This is a genomic window from uncultured Microbacterium sp. (assembly GCF_947488465.1).
Lineage (GTDB): Bacteria > Actinomycetota > Actinomycetes > Actinomycetales > Microbacteriaceae > Microbacterium.
On sequence record NZ_CANKZA010000001.1, the window covers coordinates 15008 to 35220 of the forward strand.

General features: G+C 63.1%; 12 protein-coding genes, 1 tRNA gene and 1 pseudogene. 9 read left to right on the forward strand and 5 right to left on the reverse strand.

The genetic code is table 11. The features are described 5' to 3' along the window. Nucleotides 1-21: 21 nt before the first annotated feature. Nucleotides 22-1329, reverse strand: a complete 1308-nt coding sequence (locus Q0653_RS00065) for an HNH endonuclease signature motif containing protein (RefSeq protein ID WP_298941684.1) — start codon at nt 1327-1329, stop codon at nt 22-24. 204 nt (nt 1330-1533) lie between these two features. Here Q0653_RS00065 and Q0653_RS00070 point away from each other — a divergent pair, with 204 nt between their 5' ends. The 3 genes from Q0653_RS00070 to Q0653_RS00080 all read left to right on the forward strand — a co-directional run bounded on the left by Q0653_RS00070 (nt 1534) and on the right by Q0653_RS00080 (nt 3312). Beyond that, the gene (locus tag Q0653_RS00070) at nt 1534-2091 is read left to right on the forward strand and encodes a hypothetical protein (protein WP_298743983.1); all 558 of its coding nucleotides are present in this window, start codon (nt 1534-1536) and stop codon (nt 2089-2091) included. A gap of 168 nt (nt 2092-2259) precedes the next feature. After that, the gene (locus Q0653_RS00075) at nt 2260-3216 is read left to right on the forward strand and encodes an NAD(P)-dependent alcohol dehydrogenase (RefSeq protein ID WP_298941689.1); all 957 of its coding nucleotides are present in this window, start codon (nt 2260-2262) and stop codon (nt 3214-3216) included. Between the two features lie 24 nt (nt 3217-3240). Next, a tRNA-Arg gene (locus tag Q0653_RS00080) sits at nt 3241-3312 on the forward strand. A gap of 226 nt (nt 3313-3538) precedes the next feature. On the opposite strand, the gene Q0653_RS00085 is transcribed toward Q0653_RS00080, so the two are convergent. Next, on the reverse strand, nt 3539-4669 hold the full coding sequence (locus Q0653_RS00085) for a site-specific integrase (protein ID WP_298941691.1): 1131 nt from the start codon (nt 4667-4669) through the stop codon (nt 3539-3541). A gap of 487 nt (nt 4670-5156) precedes the next feature. Here Q0653_RS00085 and Q0653_RS00090 point away from each other — a divergent pair, with 487 nt between their 5' ends. The 5 genes from Q0653_RS00090 (at nt 5157) to Q0653_RS00110 (ending at nt 18713) form a co-directional block, all read left to right on the forward strand. After that, nucleotides 5157-8039 (forward strand): SNF2-related protein, encoded by a 2883-nt coding sequence (locus tag Q0653_RS00090; protein WP_298941693.1) that lies wholly within the window; start codon nt 5157-5159, stop codon nt 8037-8039. A 72-nt stretch (nt 8040-8111) separates the two neighbouring features. Then, on the forward strand, nt 8112-10082 hold the full coding sequence (locus Q0653_RS00095; RefSeq protein WP_298941696.1) for a site-specific DNA-methyltransferase: 1971 nt from the start codon (nt 8112-8114) through the stop codon (nt 10080-10082). Then, nucleotides 10082-13072, forward strand: a complete 2991-nt coding sequence (locus Q0653_RS00100) for a DEAD/DEAH box helicase family protein (protein WP_298941698.1) — start codon at nt 10082-10084, stop codon at nt 13070-13072. Before Q0653_RS00095 ends, Q0653_RS00100 begins: the two co-directional genes overlap by 1 nt. 151 nt (nt 13073-13223) lie before the next feature. Continuing rightward, nucleotides 13224-15797, forward strand: a complete 2574-nt coding sequence (locus Q0653_RS00105) for an AAA family ATPase (RefSeq protein ID WP_298941700.1) — start codon at nt 13224-13226, stop codon at nt 15795-15797. A gap of 174 nt (nt 15798-15971) precedes the next feature. Further along, entirely contained in the window at nt 15972-18713 is a 2742-nt protein-coding gene (locus tag Q0653_RS00110) for an AAA family ATPase (RefSeq protein ID WP_298941701.1), read from the forward strand. Between the two features lie 113 nt (nt 18714-18826). On the opposite strand, the gene Q0653_RS00115 is transcribed toward Q0653_RS00110, so the two are convergent. From Q0653_RS00115 to Q0653_RS14020, 3 genes and pseudogenes are all read right to left on the reverse strand, one after another. Beyond that, nucleotides 18827-19411, reverse strand: a complete 585-nt coding sequence (locus tag Q0653_RS00115) for a DUF6036 family nucleotidyltransferase (RefSeq protein ID WP_298941702.1) — start codon at nt 19409-19411, stop codon at nt 18827-18829. Between the two features lie 2 nt (nt 19412-19413). Continuing rightward, on the reverse strand, nt 19414-19779 hold the full coding sequence (locus tag Q0653_RS00120; RefSeq protein ID WP_298941703.1) for a hypothetical protein: 366 nt from the start codon (nt 19777-19779) through the stop codon (nt 19414-19416). Between the two features lie 66 nt (nt 19780-19845). Next, a pseudogene (locus tag Q0653_RS14020) lies at nt 19846-19989 on the reverse strand (helix-turn-helix transcriptional regulator); the annotation flags it as partial. Nucleotides 19990-20040: 51 nt separating this feature from the next. On the opposite strand from Q0653_RS14020, the gene Q0653_RS00125 reads away from it, so the two are divergent. Continuing rightward, nucleotides 20041-20205, forward strand: a complete 165-nt coding sequence (locus Q0653_RS00125; protein ID WP_298941705.1) for a hypothetical protein — start codon at nt 20041-20043, stop codon at nt 20203-20205. Nucleotides 20206-20213: the final 8 nt, after the last annotated feature.

Consider the following 20213-nt stretch of genomic DNA (forward strand, 5'->3'; position numbering starts at 1 on the left):
GCCGCCCGAGTCGCGCCCCGGTCAGAACGGCGGCAGATCTTCGATCGTGGTCGCTCCCGTGGGCGTCGTCCAGCGCAGTCCGCCGTGGGGAATGCGGTCGAGACTCCACAGGCTCTCGTCTTTGACGGGGTGATGCGAGGCGCACTCGGGTGTGAGGTTGATCGACGAGGTAGGGCCGCCGTCGGCCCAGCGTTGTCGATGGTCGATATCGCACGATCTCGACGAGCGGATGCAGCCCGGGAAGACGCAGGTGGGGTACCGGACGCCGAGCCACCGCCGAAGGTCGGCGGGCACGCGATACGCGCGTCGCTCGACGTCGAGCACGGTGCCGGTGAACGGATCGGTGAGCACACGCCGCCACTGTGGGGCATCGGCCGCGAGGCGGAGGGCGGTGTCGAGGGGGATCGGGCCGTATCCGGCGAGCGTCGCGGGTTCGGCGCTCTCGCCCGAGGTGCCGAGTAGCGTCATCGCGGGGATCGTGATGTGGACCGTGGCCGAGGTGCCCGATTTCACATCGTCGGATTCTCGCGTGAGCAGATCGACCAGCACATCGGCGCGAATCTGGGCGAGTGTGCGCTCTTCGCCCTCGAGCGCGGCGAGATGGCGCGCGCGGCCCTCGATCGAGTTCTCGATCGCGGCGGCGTCGGTGGCCGGCACGAGCGCGTAGATCTCTGCCATGCCGTCGAGCGACGGATCGAAGGTGACGCGGCGATCGGCCGCGGCGCGGGCGTGACGCGCAGAAAGCGACTCGGAGTGCGCGCGCTCACGCGCTGCCCGCGCCCGCCGCCGAAACCGGCCCGGCGCCAGTCGGCACGCGATATCGGCGAGTGCGTTGTCGAAGGCCGACCATGCGCCCGGGTCATCGTCGGGCAGAGTCGCGGCCAGTTGTGCGGCGAAGGCCGTGTTCTGATCGGGGACGAGCCCGAGCAGGCACTGCTGCCACAGCAGCGGCAGGCGCGTCGACAGGATCTCGGCGCGATGGGCGCGGTGCCGGATCTGGGTGTCGCTGAGGCTCACGCGCACGCCCAGATCGGCCGCCGCGGAGCGCACCCCCATCGCGCTCCGGTAGGCGCGGATTTCGGTCACCGAGCGCCCGCGCGGATCATTCCACGCCGGATCGAGGGTGGGGTCGGGGCCGAGCCACGGGTCGGGCTCCGTGAAGGCGCGCTGCAGCATCCGATGGAAAAGGAGGTCTTGCTCGGCGGCCGCAGAGCGTGCGCGCCGGACGATGAGGTCGATTTCTTCGAGCTCCACATCGAGAGTGGAGCGGTGTTCGGGCTCGTCCCACGGCGAATCCCCGTCGGGGTCGTTCGTCGTGAAGTACGTCATGTTCTGACGCTACGCGGGGGCTCCGACATTGCCGTGCGGCAGGTCTTAGTTGCATTCACACAAATAGAACCCGGTAGTGGTCAGACCACAGTGGAGGATCGACATAGAGTTTTTTCAGGTTACTCCCAGGTAGCGCAAGACTGAACTCATCACACCGGATCCGGCGCACAAGGCTCGGACCGAAGCGAAGAGAAAGGTCCTCTCATGTCCGCCCCCACCGTCGCCCCCGTCCTGACCGGAAAGTCCGCTCAGACCACGACCGCGACCACGTCGGCCCTGCCGATCGCGATCGCGGTCACCCGCATCCTCATCGGCTTCTACTTCCTGTGGGCATTCCTCGACAAGGTGTTCGGGCTCGGATACGTCACGCCGGCCGAGAACGCGTGGATCGCCGGCGGCAGCCCGACGACCGGCTTCCTGACCCACGCGACCGCTGAGAGCCCGCTCGCCGGATTCTTCACCGCCATCGCCGGCAACCCGCTCGTGGACTGGCTGTTCATGCTCGGCCTGTTCGGTATTGGTGCAGCGCTCATGCTCGGTGTCGGTGTGCGCATCGCCGCGGTCGCCGGTGTCGCGATGCTGTTCCTCATGTACCTCGCCGAGTTCCCGCTGACCCTGACCGGTGCCACCAACCCGCTCATCGACAGCCACATCATCGAGATGGGCATCATGGCGATCGCGTTCTTCGCGGTGCCCGACCAGCGGCTGAGCTTCGCCGGCGTGTGGCGCGCCATCGTCGGAGACAAGACCTGGCTCTGGTGAGTTTCCCCCCCAAAGGGATTGCTGAACCGCGTACCTGACACCCCCGGCAGCGACACGCTCCCGCAATCCCCGACGTCCCCGTGGCCCCTCGCCACGGGGACGTCGTCATGCGTGGCGCGAGAAGCGACGGCCTCGCGCCCGCGGCGCCCGATCGGTCACACTGGGCAGATGAGAGCTGTCGTGTTCGACCGGTATGGCGGCGTCGACCGCTTGCGTCTGATCGATGCCCCGGTGCCTGTCCCCGGGCAGGGACAGGTGCTCATAGAGGTCGTGGCGACCTCGCTCAACCTCAGCGACTGGGAAGTGCTGCACGGGTCTCCCGCCTACGCCCGCATGGGCGGGCTGTTTCGCCCCGCGCGGCGCATTCTTGGTTCGGACATCGCTGGCGTCGTCGCGGCCGTCGGCCCGGGTGTCACCCGCTGGCAGGTCGGCGATGAGGTCTACGGCGACAATCTCGACCTCAAGGGCGGCTTCGCCGAGTTCGCCGTAGCGCCGGAGCGTGCCCTCGCCCGCAAGCCCGCCGAGCTCACCTTCGAGCAGGCGTCGACGATTCCGCAGTCCGGGGCGATCGCCGCGCAGGCCGTCGCGCGGGCGAGGCCGGGGGAGCGGATGCTGCTGAACGGCGCCGGTGGTGGCGCCGGCGTGTTCGCGATTCCGCTGGCGGTGGCCAGCGGCATCCACGTCACGGCCGTCGACAACGCCGGCAAACTCGACTTCATGCGCGAGCTCGGCGCGGCGGAAGTCATCGACTACCGCGCGGCCGACTTCACCCGCGCCGGCCCGTTCGACCTCATCGTCGACCTCGTCGCGCGCCGCTCGGTGTTCGCCTATCGCCGCGCACTCGCGCCCGGCGGCCGCGCTCTCGTCGTCGGCGGAACCATGCGGGCGCTCCTGCGCATGCTGACTCTCGGCACGCTCGTCGGGCGCCTGAGCGGCACGCGGCTCGGCGTCTTGGCGGTGCGCGAGGGGCCTGACCATTTCGCTCCGGTGGCGGATGCTGTCGCCTCCGGCGCCGTGACGATCAGGATCGACCGCGTCCTTCCGCTCGAGCGGGTGGCCGAGGCGCTGACGTTCCACGGCGAGGGTCGCGCGCTCGGGAAGGTCGTCGTGCGCGTGCGGGCGTGAGCCGCCTTTAGAATTAAGGGGCCAGCCTCTGTAGCTCAATGGAAGAGCAGTTCCGTCCTAAGGAAACGGTTGGGGGTTCGAATCCCTCCAGGGGCACACCTGTTTTTTATGTCCGACCTGGTTTTTATTGACTTTCGAGGCCACTCGGAACGCGTTTTTGGCCGCTTTTTGGCCGCATTTGAGAGTGCTGTGAGCCGTCAATGAGCAGATCCAGGGCCCTGCAGGGCGCTTCATTTGGCGTCTCAGAACGCCGATTTTGATGGTTTCGACCGTTTCGAGCGTCACGGGGTACGTCCGGAAACTGAGCATTCTGCTCTCCGCGTCAGCGCGGCCGGCGGTAGCGCGTTTGCGGACCCGCGGGCAGCGCTATCAGCGGCATGGCGTCGTTGAGGCGCGATGCGACGGCATCCAGATCGTCGTCGAACAGATCGGCATAGGTGTCGAGGGTCATCGCTGCCGACGCGTGCCCCAGCATCCGCTGCACGGCTTTCACGTTCGCGCCGGAGCTGATCGCGAGCGATGCGGCGGTGTGGCGGAGATCGTGCGGGGTCAGCCGCGGGATCGATGGATCGACCGCCTGCGCGCGCTTCACCGCGTTCGCGAACCAGCCCTGACTGCCGGAGTTGCGCATGTGACTGATCCCGTCGCCGAAGAGCAGTCCTTCTGGACCCTTGCCGGCGCAGGCCTGCTCGATCATCGGAGCGAGACGCTCCGGGTAGGGGACTGAGCGCTTCTCATGCGTCTTCGGCGTGCCGACATGGATCTCGTAGCCGATCATCACCGCGTTCTCCTCGATGACGAAGCGCTTGCGTAGCCGGTTCACGCTGCGCACCCGCAAACCGGTCGCCTCGCCCCAGCGCAGGCCGGTGTAGGCGAGCGTCAGAACCATGGTCGGATGCGCCGAGCACGCCGCCAGCGTCGCCACCTGGTCATGTGTGAGGTAGACGCGGCGCTTGCCCGGACCGTTTCGGGGGAGATTGCGAATGTGGCGGGCCGGATTGTTCGAGAGGCGACGATCATCGATGGCGACGTCGAGGATGCCGGCGAGGACGCCGAGCGCCCGAAGGACGACGGTGCGCGACTTCTGCGTCGCGAGCTCGGACACCCAATCCTGAACCTCAGACCGCCGGATCGACCAGATCTCCCTGTCTGCCCAGACCGGAGCGACGTGGTTCTTCCACGCCTGCTCGAGCGTCATGTAGTACGAGGGCTTCGACATCGGTGGCCGCTTGGAACGCAGCCAGCTGTCGACGAACATCCGGACCGGTACCCGCGACGCCACGGGATCGATGTACTCGCCCTTCGACTTCGACACCGTCACCAAAGAGAGGTAGTGCTGCGCTTCGCGCATCGTCGTGAAGCCGCGCTTCTGTGACTCGGTGCGATCCGGCTTGCGGTAGCGCACGCGGTAACGGCGCCCCTTCACCGTTTCATACGAGGTGATGGTGCCCATCTCGACCTCCGCTCGCGCCCGGGTTCATGGTCGGTATTGGGTCAGTGTCGACCACCCGTCGGGCGTCGTCAAGAAGGCGGCGGATCGAAGTGGTTAGGTGGCGGCAAACGTTGGCAATTGACAATACGAATGCCGACTTCCACATCTCCGTGCAACCGCGAGCTCCATCTCACCGAGGGAGCGCAGTCGCCTGGCTCTCCCACCGGTCACCTCACCGAAGATGCCCCCGCTAACGATGCATGCGATCGCCGGCATCGCGCGGTAAGTCACTTGAGAAGCTGGTCCCGGCGGCTCTCAAGGTCTGGTCGGGCCGATGCGTGGTGTTAGAGGTTGCCAAGTGCCCGGTACGGTGTGAGTGCACATGAGAAGTTCCTAATCGCCGCTGGAAGCGAAGGGCCCCGCGCCGCATGACACCTATCACGACACGATCGTCGCGTTGCGTGTCTTGCGCGTTGTCCTCGTGCGGTGCCGCCCACGGCGGTTGTTGATGACTTTGCTCAGCGACTACCAGGCGAAATACTTCTCGCACGAGCTGCAGCGCAGCTACGCGAACGATCATGTCGGCAAGCTGGCCGGGCTGCTCTTCGACGCTCAGGTAGAGCCGAAGCCGCATCAGATCGACGCTGCCCTGTTCGCCTTGCAGACACCTTTCCTGCCCGGTGTGATCCTGGCGGACGAAGTTGGCCTCGGTAAGACGATCGAAGCAGGAATCGTCATCTCGCAGTACTGGGCCGAGCGGAAGCGGCGCATCCTCATCATCGCGCCGTCGAGCCTGCGACAGCAATGGAAGCAGGAGCTCTTCGAGAAGTTCTTAATCCCCTCGACGATCATCGAGGCAAAGGCGAAGGATTCGCTGCTGGCTAAGTCCGACACGCGAGCGGCCGAGGTGCTCATCTGTTCTTACGACTTCGCGCTGCGTCACGAGACATCGCTCCTAAAGTCATGGGATCTCGTGGTGGCGGATGAAGCTCACCGGTTGCGGAGCTATTGGAGCGGCAAGGCCAAGATGGCCGAGGCCGTCTCGCACATTGCGCGAAGCGCGCACAAGACCGTGCTACTTACGGCGACGCCTCTCCAGAACAAGCTCGAGGAGCTCTTTGGTCTGGTATCGATTTTCGATCCGGACTACTTCTACTCGCTTGATGCCTTCCGTGAGCGCTACATCAAGAACCGTGATCTGACGGGCGACGACGATCTGGTCGAGCGTGTTGCGGCGATCTCGAAGCGCACGCTCCGCAAGGACGCCAACAAGTACATTCGATTCACGCAGCGCATGCCGCTAACGGTTGAGTTCACGCCCTCGCCCGAAGAGGTCCGGCTCTACGATCTCGTGAACGACTACCTGCAACGCGACGAGCTCTTCGCGTTCGCCGGCAGTCAGAGGCACCTCTCGGCGCTCATCATCCGGAAGCGTCTCGGGTCGTCAACTTTCGCAGTCGCGAGCACTCTCGAAAACATCGCCAACCGTCTGGCCGACGAAGCGGCATCCGGAATGCGCCGTGACAATCGAGGTGGTCTGTTCCTAGCGGAATTCGAAGCCGACGACGAGCTTGAGCCGGAAATTGTCGAAGAAGCTGAGGAGACAGCTGCGCCAAGTGCCTCTTCACATCTGGACGGCGAAACGCTCAAGAGGATGCGCGCCGAGGTTGACGAGCTGCGTGAGTATGCTGTGCTGGCTCGTTCGATCACCGCCAACCAGAAGGCCGTGAAGCTGAATGAGGCGTTGGATCTCGGCTTCGATCGACTTCGAGAGCTGGGTGCCGCCGAGAAGGCAATCATCTTCACCGACTCGACAAAGACGCAGGAGTACATCGCACGAACACTTGCTGATGCCGGCCGCGGCAAGGGGGTTGTACGGTTCAACGGCTCCAACAACGCTCCTGAGCAAACTGCGATCTACAACGCCTGGCTCAAGGCCAACCAGGATAGCGACCTAATCACTGGGATCCCGGCTGTCGATCGGCGGAAGGCACTCGTCGATTACTTCCGCGAGCACGGCACGATCATGATCGCCACGGAAGCGGCCGCTGAAGGAATCAACCTGCAGTTCTGCTCGATGCTCGTCAACTACGACCTGCCGTGGAACCCGCAGCGAGTCGAACAGCGCATCGGTCGCGTGCATCGCTTCGGGCAACAGCACAACGTCGTCGTCGTGAACTTCAGCAACAAGGGCAACCTCGCCGAGCAGCGCATCCTGGAACTTCTAACCAACAAGTTCCAACTGTTCTCAAGCGTGTTCGGTGCGAGCGACGAGGTGCTTGGCGCGGTCGAGGACGGACTCGACTTCGAGAAGCGGATTAGCGACATCCTCACCCGCTGCAGGACGGCGGGCGAAATCGATGCTGCCTTCAAGGAGCTCGAGGACCAGTTCGCGGGCGAGATATCGCAAGAGATGGCAAGTGCCAAAGCTAAGGTCTTCGATAGCCTCGACCCGCACGTACAGGATCGGCTGAAGGCATACGACGAGCAGTCGGGTGACGTGCTCAATAAATTCGAGCGACTTTTGCTGGCGATCACGCAGTATGAGCTCCGCGACGTTGCCTCGTTCGAGGGGGACGGTCGCACCTTTGTCCTGAATGAGGCGCCGACGAGCGATGCGAAGCCGGGTCGTTACTTCTTCAAGTCGAAGCCGCTCCCGAACGCGCACCAGTACCGGTACGCCAGCCCACTCGCCCAGCACGTCGCGGAGACCGCCAAGTCGCACCAGACTCCGCCGCGCGAGCTGACCTTCTCGATAAGCCAATCCGCTCGCGCCACAAACGCGGTCAAGAGACTCCAGGGCAAGAGCGGCGAGCTGACCGTCGATCTCCTTACCTTCACGATGCGAGCCCGTGACGAAGACATCTCCGAGTCGTACATGCTCGCCGGCGGCGCGACCGACGACGGCGTCTACCTAGACGAAGAGTACGTCGCCGACATTCTGGACCTCGCTTGCCTGCAGATCGCCCCCGATCCCGTTTCGGTCGACACTGGCCAGCTCGAGCCTCACCTCAAAGCGCGAGTTTCCGAGTTGGAGAAAGAAGTTCAGGGCCGAAACTCTCGCTACTACGACCAGCAGGAAGAGCTCCTCTATAGGAATCAGCAGGACCGCAAAGCCGAGCACGAGGGCAAGATCCGCGAATACCGCGCCAAGGAGAAGGACGCACGCAAGGCTGCGCGTCAGGCTGACGACCCGATGGAGCAACTGAAGCTGAAGCGCGAGGCGCGCAAGTGGGAGCGTCGCGCCGACGAGGCTGATGACGATTTCCGCGACGACCGGAAGAAGCTTCAAGTCGAGATCGACGAGAAGCTGGACATGATCGAGCAGTCACTCCAAGGGACGCAAAGCACGGAACATCTCTTCGCCATTCGCTGGCGGATCGTCCCGTGATCAGTAGCGAGTGCTGACGCTGAACATTCACATAGACATTGACACTGTGAAACTGAGGAAGGAAAATCCCCGATGAGCGAACAAATTCACGAAACGGCATCTACCACCCCGAAATTCCAGACCGAGCTCGCAGCGCAGCTGGCTGACCTGATTCCCGAGGCCATCGCCGACGGCAAGGTGGACGTGGAGAAGCTCAAGGAATTACTCGACGGTGATGCTGCTGACGGCAGCGAGCGCTTTGGTTTGTTCTGGCCTGGCAAGAAGCGTGCGTTGCGCGCCGCCCAGGAGCCCACCACCGCGACGCTTCGCCCTGACATCGATAACTCGATGGATTGGGACACGACGAAAAACGTGTTCATCGAGGGTGACAACCTCGAGGTTCTGAAGATTCTGCAGAAGCACTATCACGCCAGGATCAAGATGATCTATATCGACCCGCCGTACAACACCGGCAAGGACTTCGTCTACCCGGACAACTACAAGGAAGGTCTCGAAACCTACCTCGATTGGACGCGCCAGGTCAATGAGGAGGGCAAGAGGCTCTCAACCAACGCCGATACCGAGGGTCGCTACCACTCCAACTGGCTCAACATGATGTACCCGCGATTGAAACTCGCGCGGAATCTGCTGACTGCCGACGGGGTCATCTTCATCTCAATCGATGACCATGAAGAAGACAACCTGCGAAAGCTAGCTGGCGAGGTCTTCGGTGAGCGAAATTTCCTCGGAACAATCATTTGGCGGACGGCCACGGACAACAATCCGACAAACATTGCGACGGATCATGAATACGTGCTCGCCTATGCCCGTGACTTCGCTCATCTAAGCAACTGGGAGGCGCCATCAGACAAGGCTCAACTTATTGCTGAGCAGTATCAGGTACTTCGCGCTGAACATGGTGATGACAATGAGGCGGTACAAAAGGCACTCAGAAAATGGATCCGGAACGCCACCAAGGATGGAGACGTCGATCTCGACGGCGTCGCTCACTACTCGTACGTGGATAGCCGTGGCGTCTACTATCCCGGAAATTCGGCAAACACTAAGCCGGGTGACTATACCTACGACATCTTGCACCCGGTTACTGGACTTCCGACCGTGAAACCGCGGAACGGCTGGCGTTGGCCGAAATCGACCTTCGATCGAGCCAGCGACATGGGCGATGTCCATTGGGGAAACGATCACACGTCGGTCCCGAGGATCAAGAAGCGCATCGAGACAGCGACCCAGCTCCTCAAGAGTTTCTACTACGAGGACAACAGAGCTACCACCGCCCAAGTGGCAGATCTTCTTGGTGGGGTTAAGGCGTTCGATAACCCGAAGTCGATAAAACTCCTGCAACGGCTACTGAAGTTCGCTACTGACGGCGATGACGTGGTCCTCGACTTCTTTGCCGGGTCAGGCTCAACGGCCCATGCCGTGATGGACCTGAATGCTCGAGATGGTGGCCGCCGTCGGTTCATCCAGGTGCAACTCCCGGAGCCGACTCCGGAAAACTCTCCCGCGAGGGTCGCGGGTCACCACACGATCGCTGATGTTGCGCGGGCTCGGTTACGTGCGGCGTCGGCCCGGACTGCGTCGGATTACGCGTCCGAGATCAATGATCGCCATGAGCAAATCGACCTAGGATTCCGTTCATACGAACTTGCTGAGACCAACTTCTCCAAGTGGAAGGTGTCAAGCGATATTGACCGCAAACAGCTCGAGCAGCATCTCTTCGATCTCCGTGAGTCGAGCAGTGCCGACGACGCATCTGCGGACAACCTCCTTTCAGAGATCCTGCTCAAGCAGGGCTACTCACTCACTGAATCGATCGCAGCTCTGGACGTGGACGGCCTCACCCTCCGATCGGTGGGTGGCGGCACTGTTCTCGCGTACCTTGACGAGGGCGTCAAGCCGACGCTTGAGCAGCTGCGCTCGGTTGTCGACGAAGATCCTGCCCGCCTGATCGTCCTCGAGGACGCGTTCCAGGGCGACGACCAGCTCAAGACCAATGTGGCTCAGCTCTGCAAGAGCAAGGGCATCGAGCTTTGGACGGCGTGATGAGCAGCGGATTCAAGTTCGATTCCAGTCAGCAGTACCAGCTTGATGCGATCAAGTCGGTTGTCGACCTCTTCGATGGCCAGCCGAAGGATGCCGAAAAACTAGAGACGACGCTGCGAGGCCAGGTCGCCGCGATCGACGAGACGAGCAACGCAGCGCTGGACCTCGACCTGTCCCAGGAAGTGGGCGCGGTCGGCAACCGCTTGGTCCTCGACCGCGACACTGTCTTCGCAAACCTTCAGCGCGTGCAAGACAAGAATGGGCTCGAAGTCTCCTCCAAGCTGTTCGACGACGCGCTCGACTTCGACATTGAGATGGAGACTGGCACCGGCAAGACCTACGTCTATCTTCGTACGATCTTTGAACTTGCCGAACGGTACAATTTCACGAAGTTCGTGATCCTGGTTCCGAGTGTCGCGATCCGCGAGGGTGTCAATACGAGCATCCGACTCATGCGCTCGCACTTCGAAGACCTCTACAAGAAGCGCAACATCACCTTCGACTCGTCGGTCTACAGTGGCCAGAACGCGGAGGAGGTGCAGTCCTTCGCCACCTCGACCAATGTACAGATCATGGTCATGACGATCGCTTCCCTGCGAGGCGACAAGAACACGCGCGTCATCCACCAGACCCGTGACAAGCTGAACGGGCTCCGACCGATCGACTACCTGAGGGCGACTCATCCGGTTGTCATCATGGACGAGCCGCAGAACATGGAGTCCCTGCTGTCGCAGTCCGCTGTCGGCGAGCTCGATCCAGTCTTCACTCTCCGGTACAGCGCGACGCACAAGAAGTTACGCAACGTCGTCTACCGGCTCGACCCTGTCGACGCTCACGACCTCGGCCTCGTGAAGCAGATCGTGGTGGCGGACGTTCAGCAGCAAGGCGCAGACGCTACGCCGTACATAAAGCTCGTTGACGTCCGAAACGATAAGGGCTGGGTTGCGCGCCTGGAGTTGTCGTGCCGCAAGGCGGACGGTTCGCTGGAGCGGCGCATCGTCAACGTCAAACAGAACCAGGAACTGTCAGATCCAAGGCTGACCGGCAACGCTCGCTATGCGGGCTGGCGCATCAACGAGATGAGCCTCGAGCCTTCATTCGTCGACCTGACGCTTTACTCGGGTTACCTGCACCAGGGCGAGGCTATCGGCGGGGCCTCGGGCGCGATCTACAAAGAGATGATCCGCGAAACCATCAAGGAGCACCTCCGCAAGGAAACGCAGCTGCGAGCCAAGGGCATCAAGGTCCTCAGCCTGTTCTTTATCGATAAGGTCGAGAGCTTCCTCGGCGATGGCGCCAACAACGTTGACGCAAACGGCCAGTTCGTTCAGTGGTTCGACGAGCTGTTCCGGGAGGAACGCGCGAAGTCCCAGCAGTCGCAGGAGCTCCTGCCCCAAGACCCGGCCGACCTGCGACGCGGCTACTTCTCCGTCCTCAAAGGAACAAAGGGTGCGGCCGACACCTTTCAGGACACTACTGGTGCAACCAAGGCCGACGACGACGCCTATGAGCTGATCATGCAGCAGAAGGAACGCCTGCTCGATGAGAACGAGTCGGTGCGATTCATTTTCAGTCACTCGGCGCTCCGGGAAGGTTGGGACAACCCGAACGTGTTCCAGATCTGCACGCTGCGCGAGATGGGTGCGGAGACGGAGCGGCGGCAGACGCTAGGTCGAGGGCTACGTCTGCCGGTCGCTCAGCGCGAAGGCGGCTACGAACGCGTCGCGGATCGTGGCATCGCGACGTTGACCGTCATCGCGAACGAGTCGTATAAGCAGTTCGCGGACGCGCTGCAGAAGGAATATAAGGACGCCGGGGTCGAGATTGGCCGCGTACGCAAGGCCGAGTTCTCAAAAATCCCGCTGCAGGCAACGGACGGATCACTCACGGACGAGAACCTTGGCTACGCCGGTTCTGTGTCGATCTGGGAGCACCTCCTGTCGCAGCGCTTCATTGATCAGGACGGCGTCGTGCAGCCGAAGTTCCAGCCGAACACGCTCGGCTTCAGCTTGAACATGCCGGTCGACTTCGCGTGGGCGGAGCCGTTCGTCATCGAGCTTGTCGACCGCGCCAACATCGGGAATTACATCAAACCGAAGAGCAAGCGACAGGCTCGAACACTAAACAAGCAGCTGTTCGCTAACCCCGAGTTCGAGCAGTTCTGGGAGACGATCAGCCGCCGCACGACCTACCGGGTTGAGGTCGAGCGAGACAAGATCATCGAGAAGTCGATTGACGCGATCAAGGTTGCTCCCGAGATCGAACCGTTGCGCATCCAGGTCACCCGCGCGGGCGTGAAGGTGCTTCGTGGCGGCGCCAAGGGTCAAGAACTCGGTTCACGCCAGCAGGAGCTCAAGGGCAGCTACGACCTGCCGGACATCATCGGAGAGCTTCAGGAGGCGACTTCCCTCACCCGGAAGACCATCGTCGACATCCTTGTCGGGGGCGGCCGGCTTGAAGAGTTCATCGCTAACCCCAACGACTTCATTGCAATGGCGAAGCGGATCCTGCGCAACACACTCGCTGAGCTCGTCGTCGACGGCGTCCAGTACGAGCGGATCGTGGGCTCTGTCTACGAGCTGCGCGAGCTCCGCAAGGATGGCGAGGAGGAGAAGGAACGCTTCCTCGACCAGATGTACAAGCTCGAGAACGCTGAGAAGTCGAACTTCGATTACGTGGTCTACGACTCCGATCCGGAGCGTCAGTTCGCTGAGCTTCTCGACGGACGCGAGGACGTCAAGCTTTTCATGAAGCTTCCGGACAAGTTCAAGATCGACACCCCTGTCGGACCGTACAACCCTGACTGGGCCATCGTGAAACACGAAGACGGCGAGGAGCGTGTGTACATGATCCGCGAGACGAAGAGCACCGAGGAAGAGGTGAAGCGGCGCCCGACAGAGAACGCCAAGATCAAGTCCGCCAAGCGTCATTTCGAGGCCATCGGAGTCGGCGATTATGCAGTGTCTGTGCCCGGGAAGTGGCGAGTGTGATGCTTACATTCGGACCCGTCAACACCAAGGCGCTTGAGGTTGTCTCCCAACTCTGTGCTGACGGCGGAGACCGTGAGAGCCAACAGTGTGCAATCGAGCCGCTCGGCACGTTCCTCGAACGATTCTCTGGACTCTCTGTAGGAGCTAGTAAATGACCCTCAATGAGGACCTGGCGAGTTGGCTTGCTGCGCGGCCAGATTGGCAGAAGGACGCTGTCGCGCGCTTCTGCCGCAACGAGACACTGCCTGCTGACGACGTGTCTGCCATCGCGGACCAGCTGATCGCGGGAACGTACCCGGTTGCCACAAACGTAAAAGCCGCTGACATCCCGGGCTCGACAGCCGCAGGAGACCCCGTCAGTCTTGTTCAGGTATCGGGCGTCGAGGGTGTCAATGCTCTCGCAGAAGGCCAGACGCTCTCTTTCGGCGCCGCGGGACTGACGGTCGCCTTCGGTAACAACGCCAGCGGGAAGTCTGGCTACGCGCGGCTCATCCGTGAGGCCGTCACCGCTCGCGTCAAGGGCGCGCAACTACTCGGTGACGTCTTCTCGGATACGGATACTGCGCAGGCGGCGAAGCTCGACTACAAGGTTGGTATCAACGCCGAGACGTGGGATCTAGGTGAGCCACAGAGCACCGAACTGTCCCGAATTCGCTTCTACGACGAGGACTGCGGTGATGCGTACGTCACGACTGCCTCGGAGGCCAACTACCGGCCATCAGCGCTCACAATTCTTGACCAACTGTCCGAAGCTTGCGAAGCGGTCGCCGCTGAACTCACGCGCCGGCTTGGTGCGAACCAGACCGAGCGACCGCAGCTTCCGGTACTCCATCCAGACACTCCCGCGTCGGCGTTCCTCTCAGGCATCTCGGCCACCACCACTAAGGACGCGATCGAGGAAGCCATCACACTGGCAGAGGATCATGATGCGCGGCTAGTGAAACAACTCACGGCGGAGGCGCGACTCAAGGGAAGCGACCCGACGAAGGAGAAGAATCGGCTCACAGCGCTCGGTCGCGACTGGTCGGCTGTTGCAGCTCACGCCAAGGCAGTGGAAGACGCACTGGGTGAAAGCGAGCAGCGCGAACTCAGAGACCTGCAACAGAGGGTCGTCCAGCTCCAGGAAGCGGCGCGCATTGCATCTGCTCGCTCATTCGACTCTGAGCCTCTGCCGAGTGTTGGTTCCGAGACTTGGCGGGCGCTTTGGGAAGCAGCGCGCAAGTTTTCACTGATCGACGCATACCACGATCATGATTTCCCGGTGACAGGCAACGACGCGGTCTGCATGCTCTGTCAGCAGCCCTTGAGCGAGCAGGCCGCCGACCGACTCAGTCGATTCGAGGCGTTCGTCAAGGACACAACGTCACGAGACGCAGACACAGTCACCAAAGCGCTTGCAAGCTTCCGAAGTCACTTCGTCGACCTTCAGACCCTACCGATCGCGGTCTCTACCGCAATTAACCGACTGCAAGACGCCGGCGAAGACATGCAGTCGGTGCTTGACTGGTTCGATGCTGGGACGCGCGCAGCTGCTGCGGCCGTCGCCTGGATTGATAGCGAGGCAGGCGTCGATCTGCTTCCGCTCGCGCACTCGTTCAGAGGTCAGGCCGATACGCGCGCGCAAGCGTTGACCACGGAGGCGCGAGAAATCGACGCTTCAACATTTGCTCAAACACTTAGCGCGACGAGCAAGAAGGTCGTCGAACTGCAGGACGCCAAGACACTCCACGAGGCAAAGACGACCATCGAGACCGAGGTAACACGACTTGCCCAGCGCAAGGCGATCGAGGACGTTCGCCGCCTCACCGCAACAAACGCGATCACAACGAAACGCGGCGAGCTGACCGAGACCTACGTCACGGCCGAGGTTCGGGATCACTTCACACGAGAGACCGAACGCCTCGATCTGCGGAGAGTCACGCTCAACCGGACCGGACGTGGGCGAAACTCCGCGCTCGAACATCAGCCGAGCCTCCTCGGGTCACGCCGAAACGCTGGCGTCGACCAGGTGCTGAGCGAAGGAGAGCAGACGGCGCTCGGCTTGGCGGGATTTCTCACAGAAGTTGAGCTGGACAAGTCGCTCTCGAGTGTTGTCTTCGACGATCCCGTCTCGTCGCTCGACGCCGAGCGAAGGGCGAAGGTCGCTCACCGCCTGGTCGAGCTTGCAAGCGAGCGACAAGTGATCGTCTTCACGCACGAGATCACCTTCGTCCACGCGCTGATCAAAGCGGCGAACAGCAAGGCGGTCGCCGCGACTACACGATCGATTCAGCGAATGGGCGGCACTCAGCCGGGCCTCATCGTTGATCACCTCCCTTGGGCGGCAAAGGATGTTCCGGAGAGGATCAACAAGCTCGAGGCAGACTTGGCGCGCTTGAGAAAGGAGCGCGATGCTCTGACGGACGACGACTACACGGATCGGACTGCACAGATTGCTGGCCGACTCTCCGAAACCCTTGAACGGGCGATGAACCTGCACATCGTCAATGAGCTCGTGGATCGTGGGACGAACGAAGTACAGACGAAGATGCTCAAGATTCTTCCGAAGTTCACGCAGGCTGATCATGACGAATTTCAGCTCGCCTACTCGAAGACATCAAGCTGGGCAGCTCGACATGACAATGCGCCCGAGGAGAACTACGTGGCTCCGACGGTCGACGAGCTCTGTGAGGAGGTCGCCTGGCTGAAGGGATGGCACGCTCGCATCAAGCAGTACGCGAGATGATCCTGTCTAGCCCCGGCGAGCACTGCCACAAGGTCAAGGCTGACCCCTGGGGAAAGAGCGCAATGCACGCAGGCACCCGAGGTGGACGGCGCCCTTTAGCGCCACCTTGCTACAGCTACCTGCAACGCGTAAAAATACCTGGATAAGGGCAAAAAACGAGCCTACCCTGGCGGCATGCGCGGAGGCCTGGAGCGATGGAAGCGGGGAGTCGGATCCCGCGGGTCTCGGAACGCCGTTGCGTACGCGCTGGAAGGTACGTGCGACGCCCATCTGTCCTCCACGACGGGCGTCGAAGCCCTCGATTCATACAGTGCGGCATCCGATGCGACCGTCTCTCGGTTCATCGTCGACAACGGCGTCATCACGACCGACCGGATGAGTGCTGGCGGCCTTCGTGTCTGGCTTTCCGGATACGACCCGATCACGGGGGAGGAGCGCGGCCACCAGCGGCTGAGCCCCGACGCTGACCTGCTGCTCGACGGGACGCTCAACCACCCGAAGTCGTTTAGCCTCGCGGCGCTGCTGCATCCGGAACTCGCGGACGAGTTTGAGGTGCTGCAAGATCGGCTGCGCGAACGCATCCTGCTCACTTGGCAGACCGAGCTCAACGCACGGCGCGGGCATGGCGGACTCATCCGTGAAGCGATCACGCGCATCGAGGTTGTCGAGCTACGGCACCGGCGGTCGCGCGCGCTCGACCCGCACATCCACCGTCACCTGTGGCTGAACATCAAGGTGCTCGGCGCGGACGGCAAGTGGTCGAATCTCGACTCGCGTGTCGCAATGAAACTGCACACTGTCATCAATGCCGAAGGCGAGCTTGCCGCCCGAACCGACCCCGCGTGGATCGCCGCACTCGCCCGACACGGGTACACGCTCGACGACGCGGGGGAGATCGCCGAACTTGCCGGCGCCGTCCGTCCGCTCTCGCGCCGCTCATCGCAGATCGAGACAAACCGTGCGCGCCTGATCGCGGAGTGGACGGCGGCGCACGGCGGTTCGGCGTCGAGTACGGAGGTGCTCCGGCAGATCGATCGGCGCGCGTGGGCGGTCGCGCGACCGAACAAGCCGGCCGACCTCGACGAGGTGTCATGGGAGTCGCGCATCCGCGACGAGATCGCGTCGATCGATCCCCACCTGCTCGCCGCACGGGCACCGATCACGATCGCTGCGACCGATGTGCACGCGCTCGATCTGGACCTGCTCGCCGCCGCGGCGATCGTTGACGCGGACGACCGGTCCACATCATGTGGCGGGCGGTTCAGCACTTTCGACCTTCGCGCTGGCGCGACACGTGCTCTCTCACGCACCGGAGTCGTCGCGCCGCGCGAACAGCTCGACGGGGTGATCGCGCAGATCTCGGCCCGCGCGACACAGACGGTTTATCGGCTCGTCGGCGAGGTGCCGCCGGCGCATGTGAAGGCCTTCATGGCGACCGAGACCGTGCGCGCGAAGATCAGCCTCGCCGGACGCCTCGATGCGCTCGCCCAAGCGGGTTGTTCACTCCTGCCGGCCGAGCTACGGCGGTTGTCGGGTAGCGAGGACAGGTCGACACTCGACGCGTCGCAGAGCGTCGCTGCGCGCGCGATCGCGGGGACCGATGGACTCGTGACGGTCACGGGCCCCGCCGGCACCGGCAAGACCACGATGCTGCGCACGGCATTCGCAGCTCTCTGGGGGCAGAAGCGGCGGATGCTCGTTGTCGCTCCTACACGGAAAGCCGCGTCGGTGGCTTCCCGCGAGATCGGGGCTGCGGCATCCAGCATTCATGCGCTGCTCGCTGACCACGGCTATCGGTGGGGCGTCGACCAGGCGGGCGCGATGATGTGGACTCGGCTGCGGGTGGGCGAGGTCGATCCCTCGACGGGTGCGATCTATGCCGGACCTACGCAGCACGCGCTGCGCGCTCGGGATCGGATCGTGGTTGACGAGGCGGGAATGGTCGAGCTGCAGGCGGCGAACGTTCTCGTCGAGCTCGCGCTCGAGCATCGCGTGGGAATAGCGTTCGTCGGTGACCCGCACCAGGCGCTGCCGGTGGGACACGCAGGTGCCATGGGCTCCGCGATCCGGCACGCGAACGCGGCGGTGGAGCTCGACACGGTGCACCGGTTTCGCGATCCGGAGTACGCGGCACTCACGCTACGGCTTCGCGAAGCGAGCGATCGCGACGGTGCGCTGGTGGTCGCGGGCGAGCTCGCCGAGCGCGGCCACGTCGTGCGGGTCGACCATCATGACGCCGCCCGTGAGCAGATGATCGACGCCTACTTCGAATGGCACGCGCGCGGCAAGCGGGTGACGTTGGTGTCCGGCACGAACGCTGAGGCCAATGCCATCAATGACGCGATCCAGCAGCGTCGAGTCGATAGCGGCGAGCTGGATCCCCGCGTGGTCGCGTGGGGCATGGGGGAGCAGCGCCTCCTTGTCGGCGACACCGTGCAGACCCGCCGCAACGATAAGCTCACCGGCGTCGAGAACCGTGCGCAGTGGGTTGTGCGCGGCATCCGCGACGATTTCGTGGACCTTGTGTCGGTGGGCGACAGTGGCGAGCTGCGGCGCGTGTCGGCCGAGTATGCGCGGGAGCATGTGCAGCTTTCCTATGCGTCGACGGTGCACGGCGTGCAGGGCGACACCGCCGACGCGTCGGTGGTCGGTCCCGATGTGGATGCCGCTGGGCTTTACGTCGGTCTCACCCGCGGGCGGGTGCACAACGCCGCGATCGTGGTCGCGGGGACGGATGCCGCAGCTCGCGAGTGTCTCGCCGAGTCGATGCAGCGTGGCACTCCGGAGTTGACGATGCAGGACGCCGTGCGCGCGGCGGCGGCGGAATTGCGGCGGGCTGCACGGGAGCGGGATGTCACTGTGTGGACCGGGCCGGTCGTCGGAGCGCCCAGCGCGGGGCGCGGGATCGGGATGTAGGGGAAGCTCGGTCGGCGAGCGCTTCGCGCGACACCTGTTGCCTCGACCCCGGCTTATCACCACCTATGGCGCTATCTGTCTGTAGCGGCATCCGCTGCTTGGCCGCTTTCTTGCTACAGAACGAGTGGAGCCGGACGGGCGACGGGCGAGGGAAGGCCAGCCGCAAGGATTCGTTCCACCATCCCAACCGCTCGGTCGGTGAGCGAGTCGCCCGGGTAGAAGTCTTCGTACAGGTCCTCGGCGGCCGCGAGTGTGTTGATCTCGCACAGTGCAAGGAGCGGCCGAATGTCGTTGGTGTCGCGGCCTGGCCGGTTGGCGCGAAGCTTCATGGCGAGGAGCGTTTCCTTCGCCGCGACTTGGATCACGATGCCGTCGGCGTCGAAAACTGTTTCCCACTCGACTGCACGGCGACCGAAAGTCGGGATCGCATCGGCTCGTTCGACTGCGAAGTTGAGCCAGAGTGGATCCCACCCATGCTGAACCGCGACCCGCGTCGCCGCGGCGGCGACGGCTTCGTCGCTTCCTGGCTGGATGTGAAGCGAGTCCAGGTCTTGCGTCGTTCCGCGGTCGAAGTAGAGGAGGGCCAAAGCCGCGCCTCCAACGATCCGAATGCCCGCGACCTCACCGGCGGAGCGAAGCTCGCTGATGAGTTCGCGAAGAGCACCGATGATGTCGCTTCTGTCGAGGGAAGTTGCCATTCTCAGATGCTCGCGAATGTGTCTCGCCAGACAAGTACGCCGCGCTCGGCGAATTCACTCGGGACTTCATCGAGCGGCGGAGTCGGGTCTGCGGGGTCAACGCCCAGGGTCGTTGAGGTGCGGAGGAACCGGCTGGGCGCTCGCGTCCAATCGGGAAGGGGGAGCCCTTCTTCGTTGAGTCGCCATGCGACGAGTCCAGCGATCGCGGCATCCCATACGGCGACGCGGGTCGACTCTGGCTCGGCGATAGTGAGGATGCCGCGCACGAGGCCACGTTCGACAACCAGGTTGTCGTTGAGCTGCAGCAACGCCCGCAGCGCACGATCCTTGTCTCCGGTGCTGAGTCTCAGGCGGATTTCGGCGGCCACGGTCGCAGCGTCGTCTCGCGTCGACGGAGCCGAGTAAAGGCGATATCCCGAGCCTGCGAGGAGGCGACTGATTGTGCTGAAGTCGGCATCCCGCCCATTCTCGGAACGCGAAATGCTCCCCTGATCTACGCGCGCGCGCTCCGCGAGCTGCGCCTGCGTGAGGCGTCGGCTTTTTCGTGCGGCCCGTACGAGTGTTGATGCGTTGGTCATGTGCGTCCCCAAAATGTTCCTGGAGACATATTACTCCGCGCGAGGATGCCGGTGACTACGACAGCGAAACCCCGAAACATCACGAACGGCCTCACAGCTCTCTCCGACGAGACGCCCTGGACCGACATCGGAGATCACGGCGACCCGCTTGACCGCATCGACGCATTCAACGACGGCCGCATCGGTGGGGTTGTCAGCTGCCGCTCATCTGGCTAGCAACGACG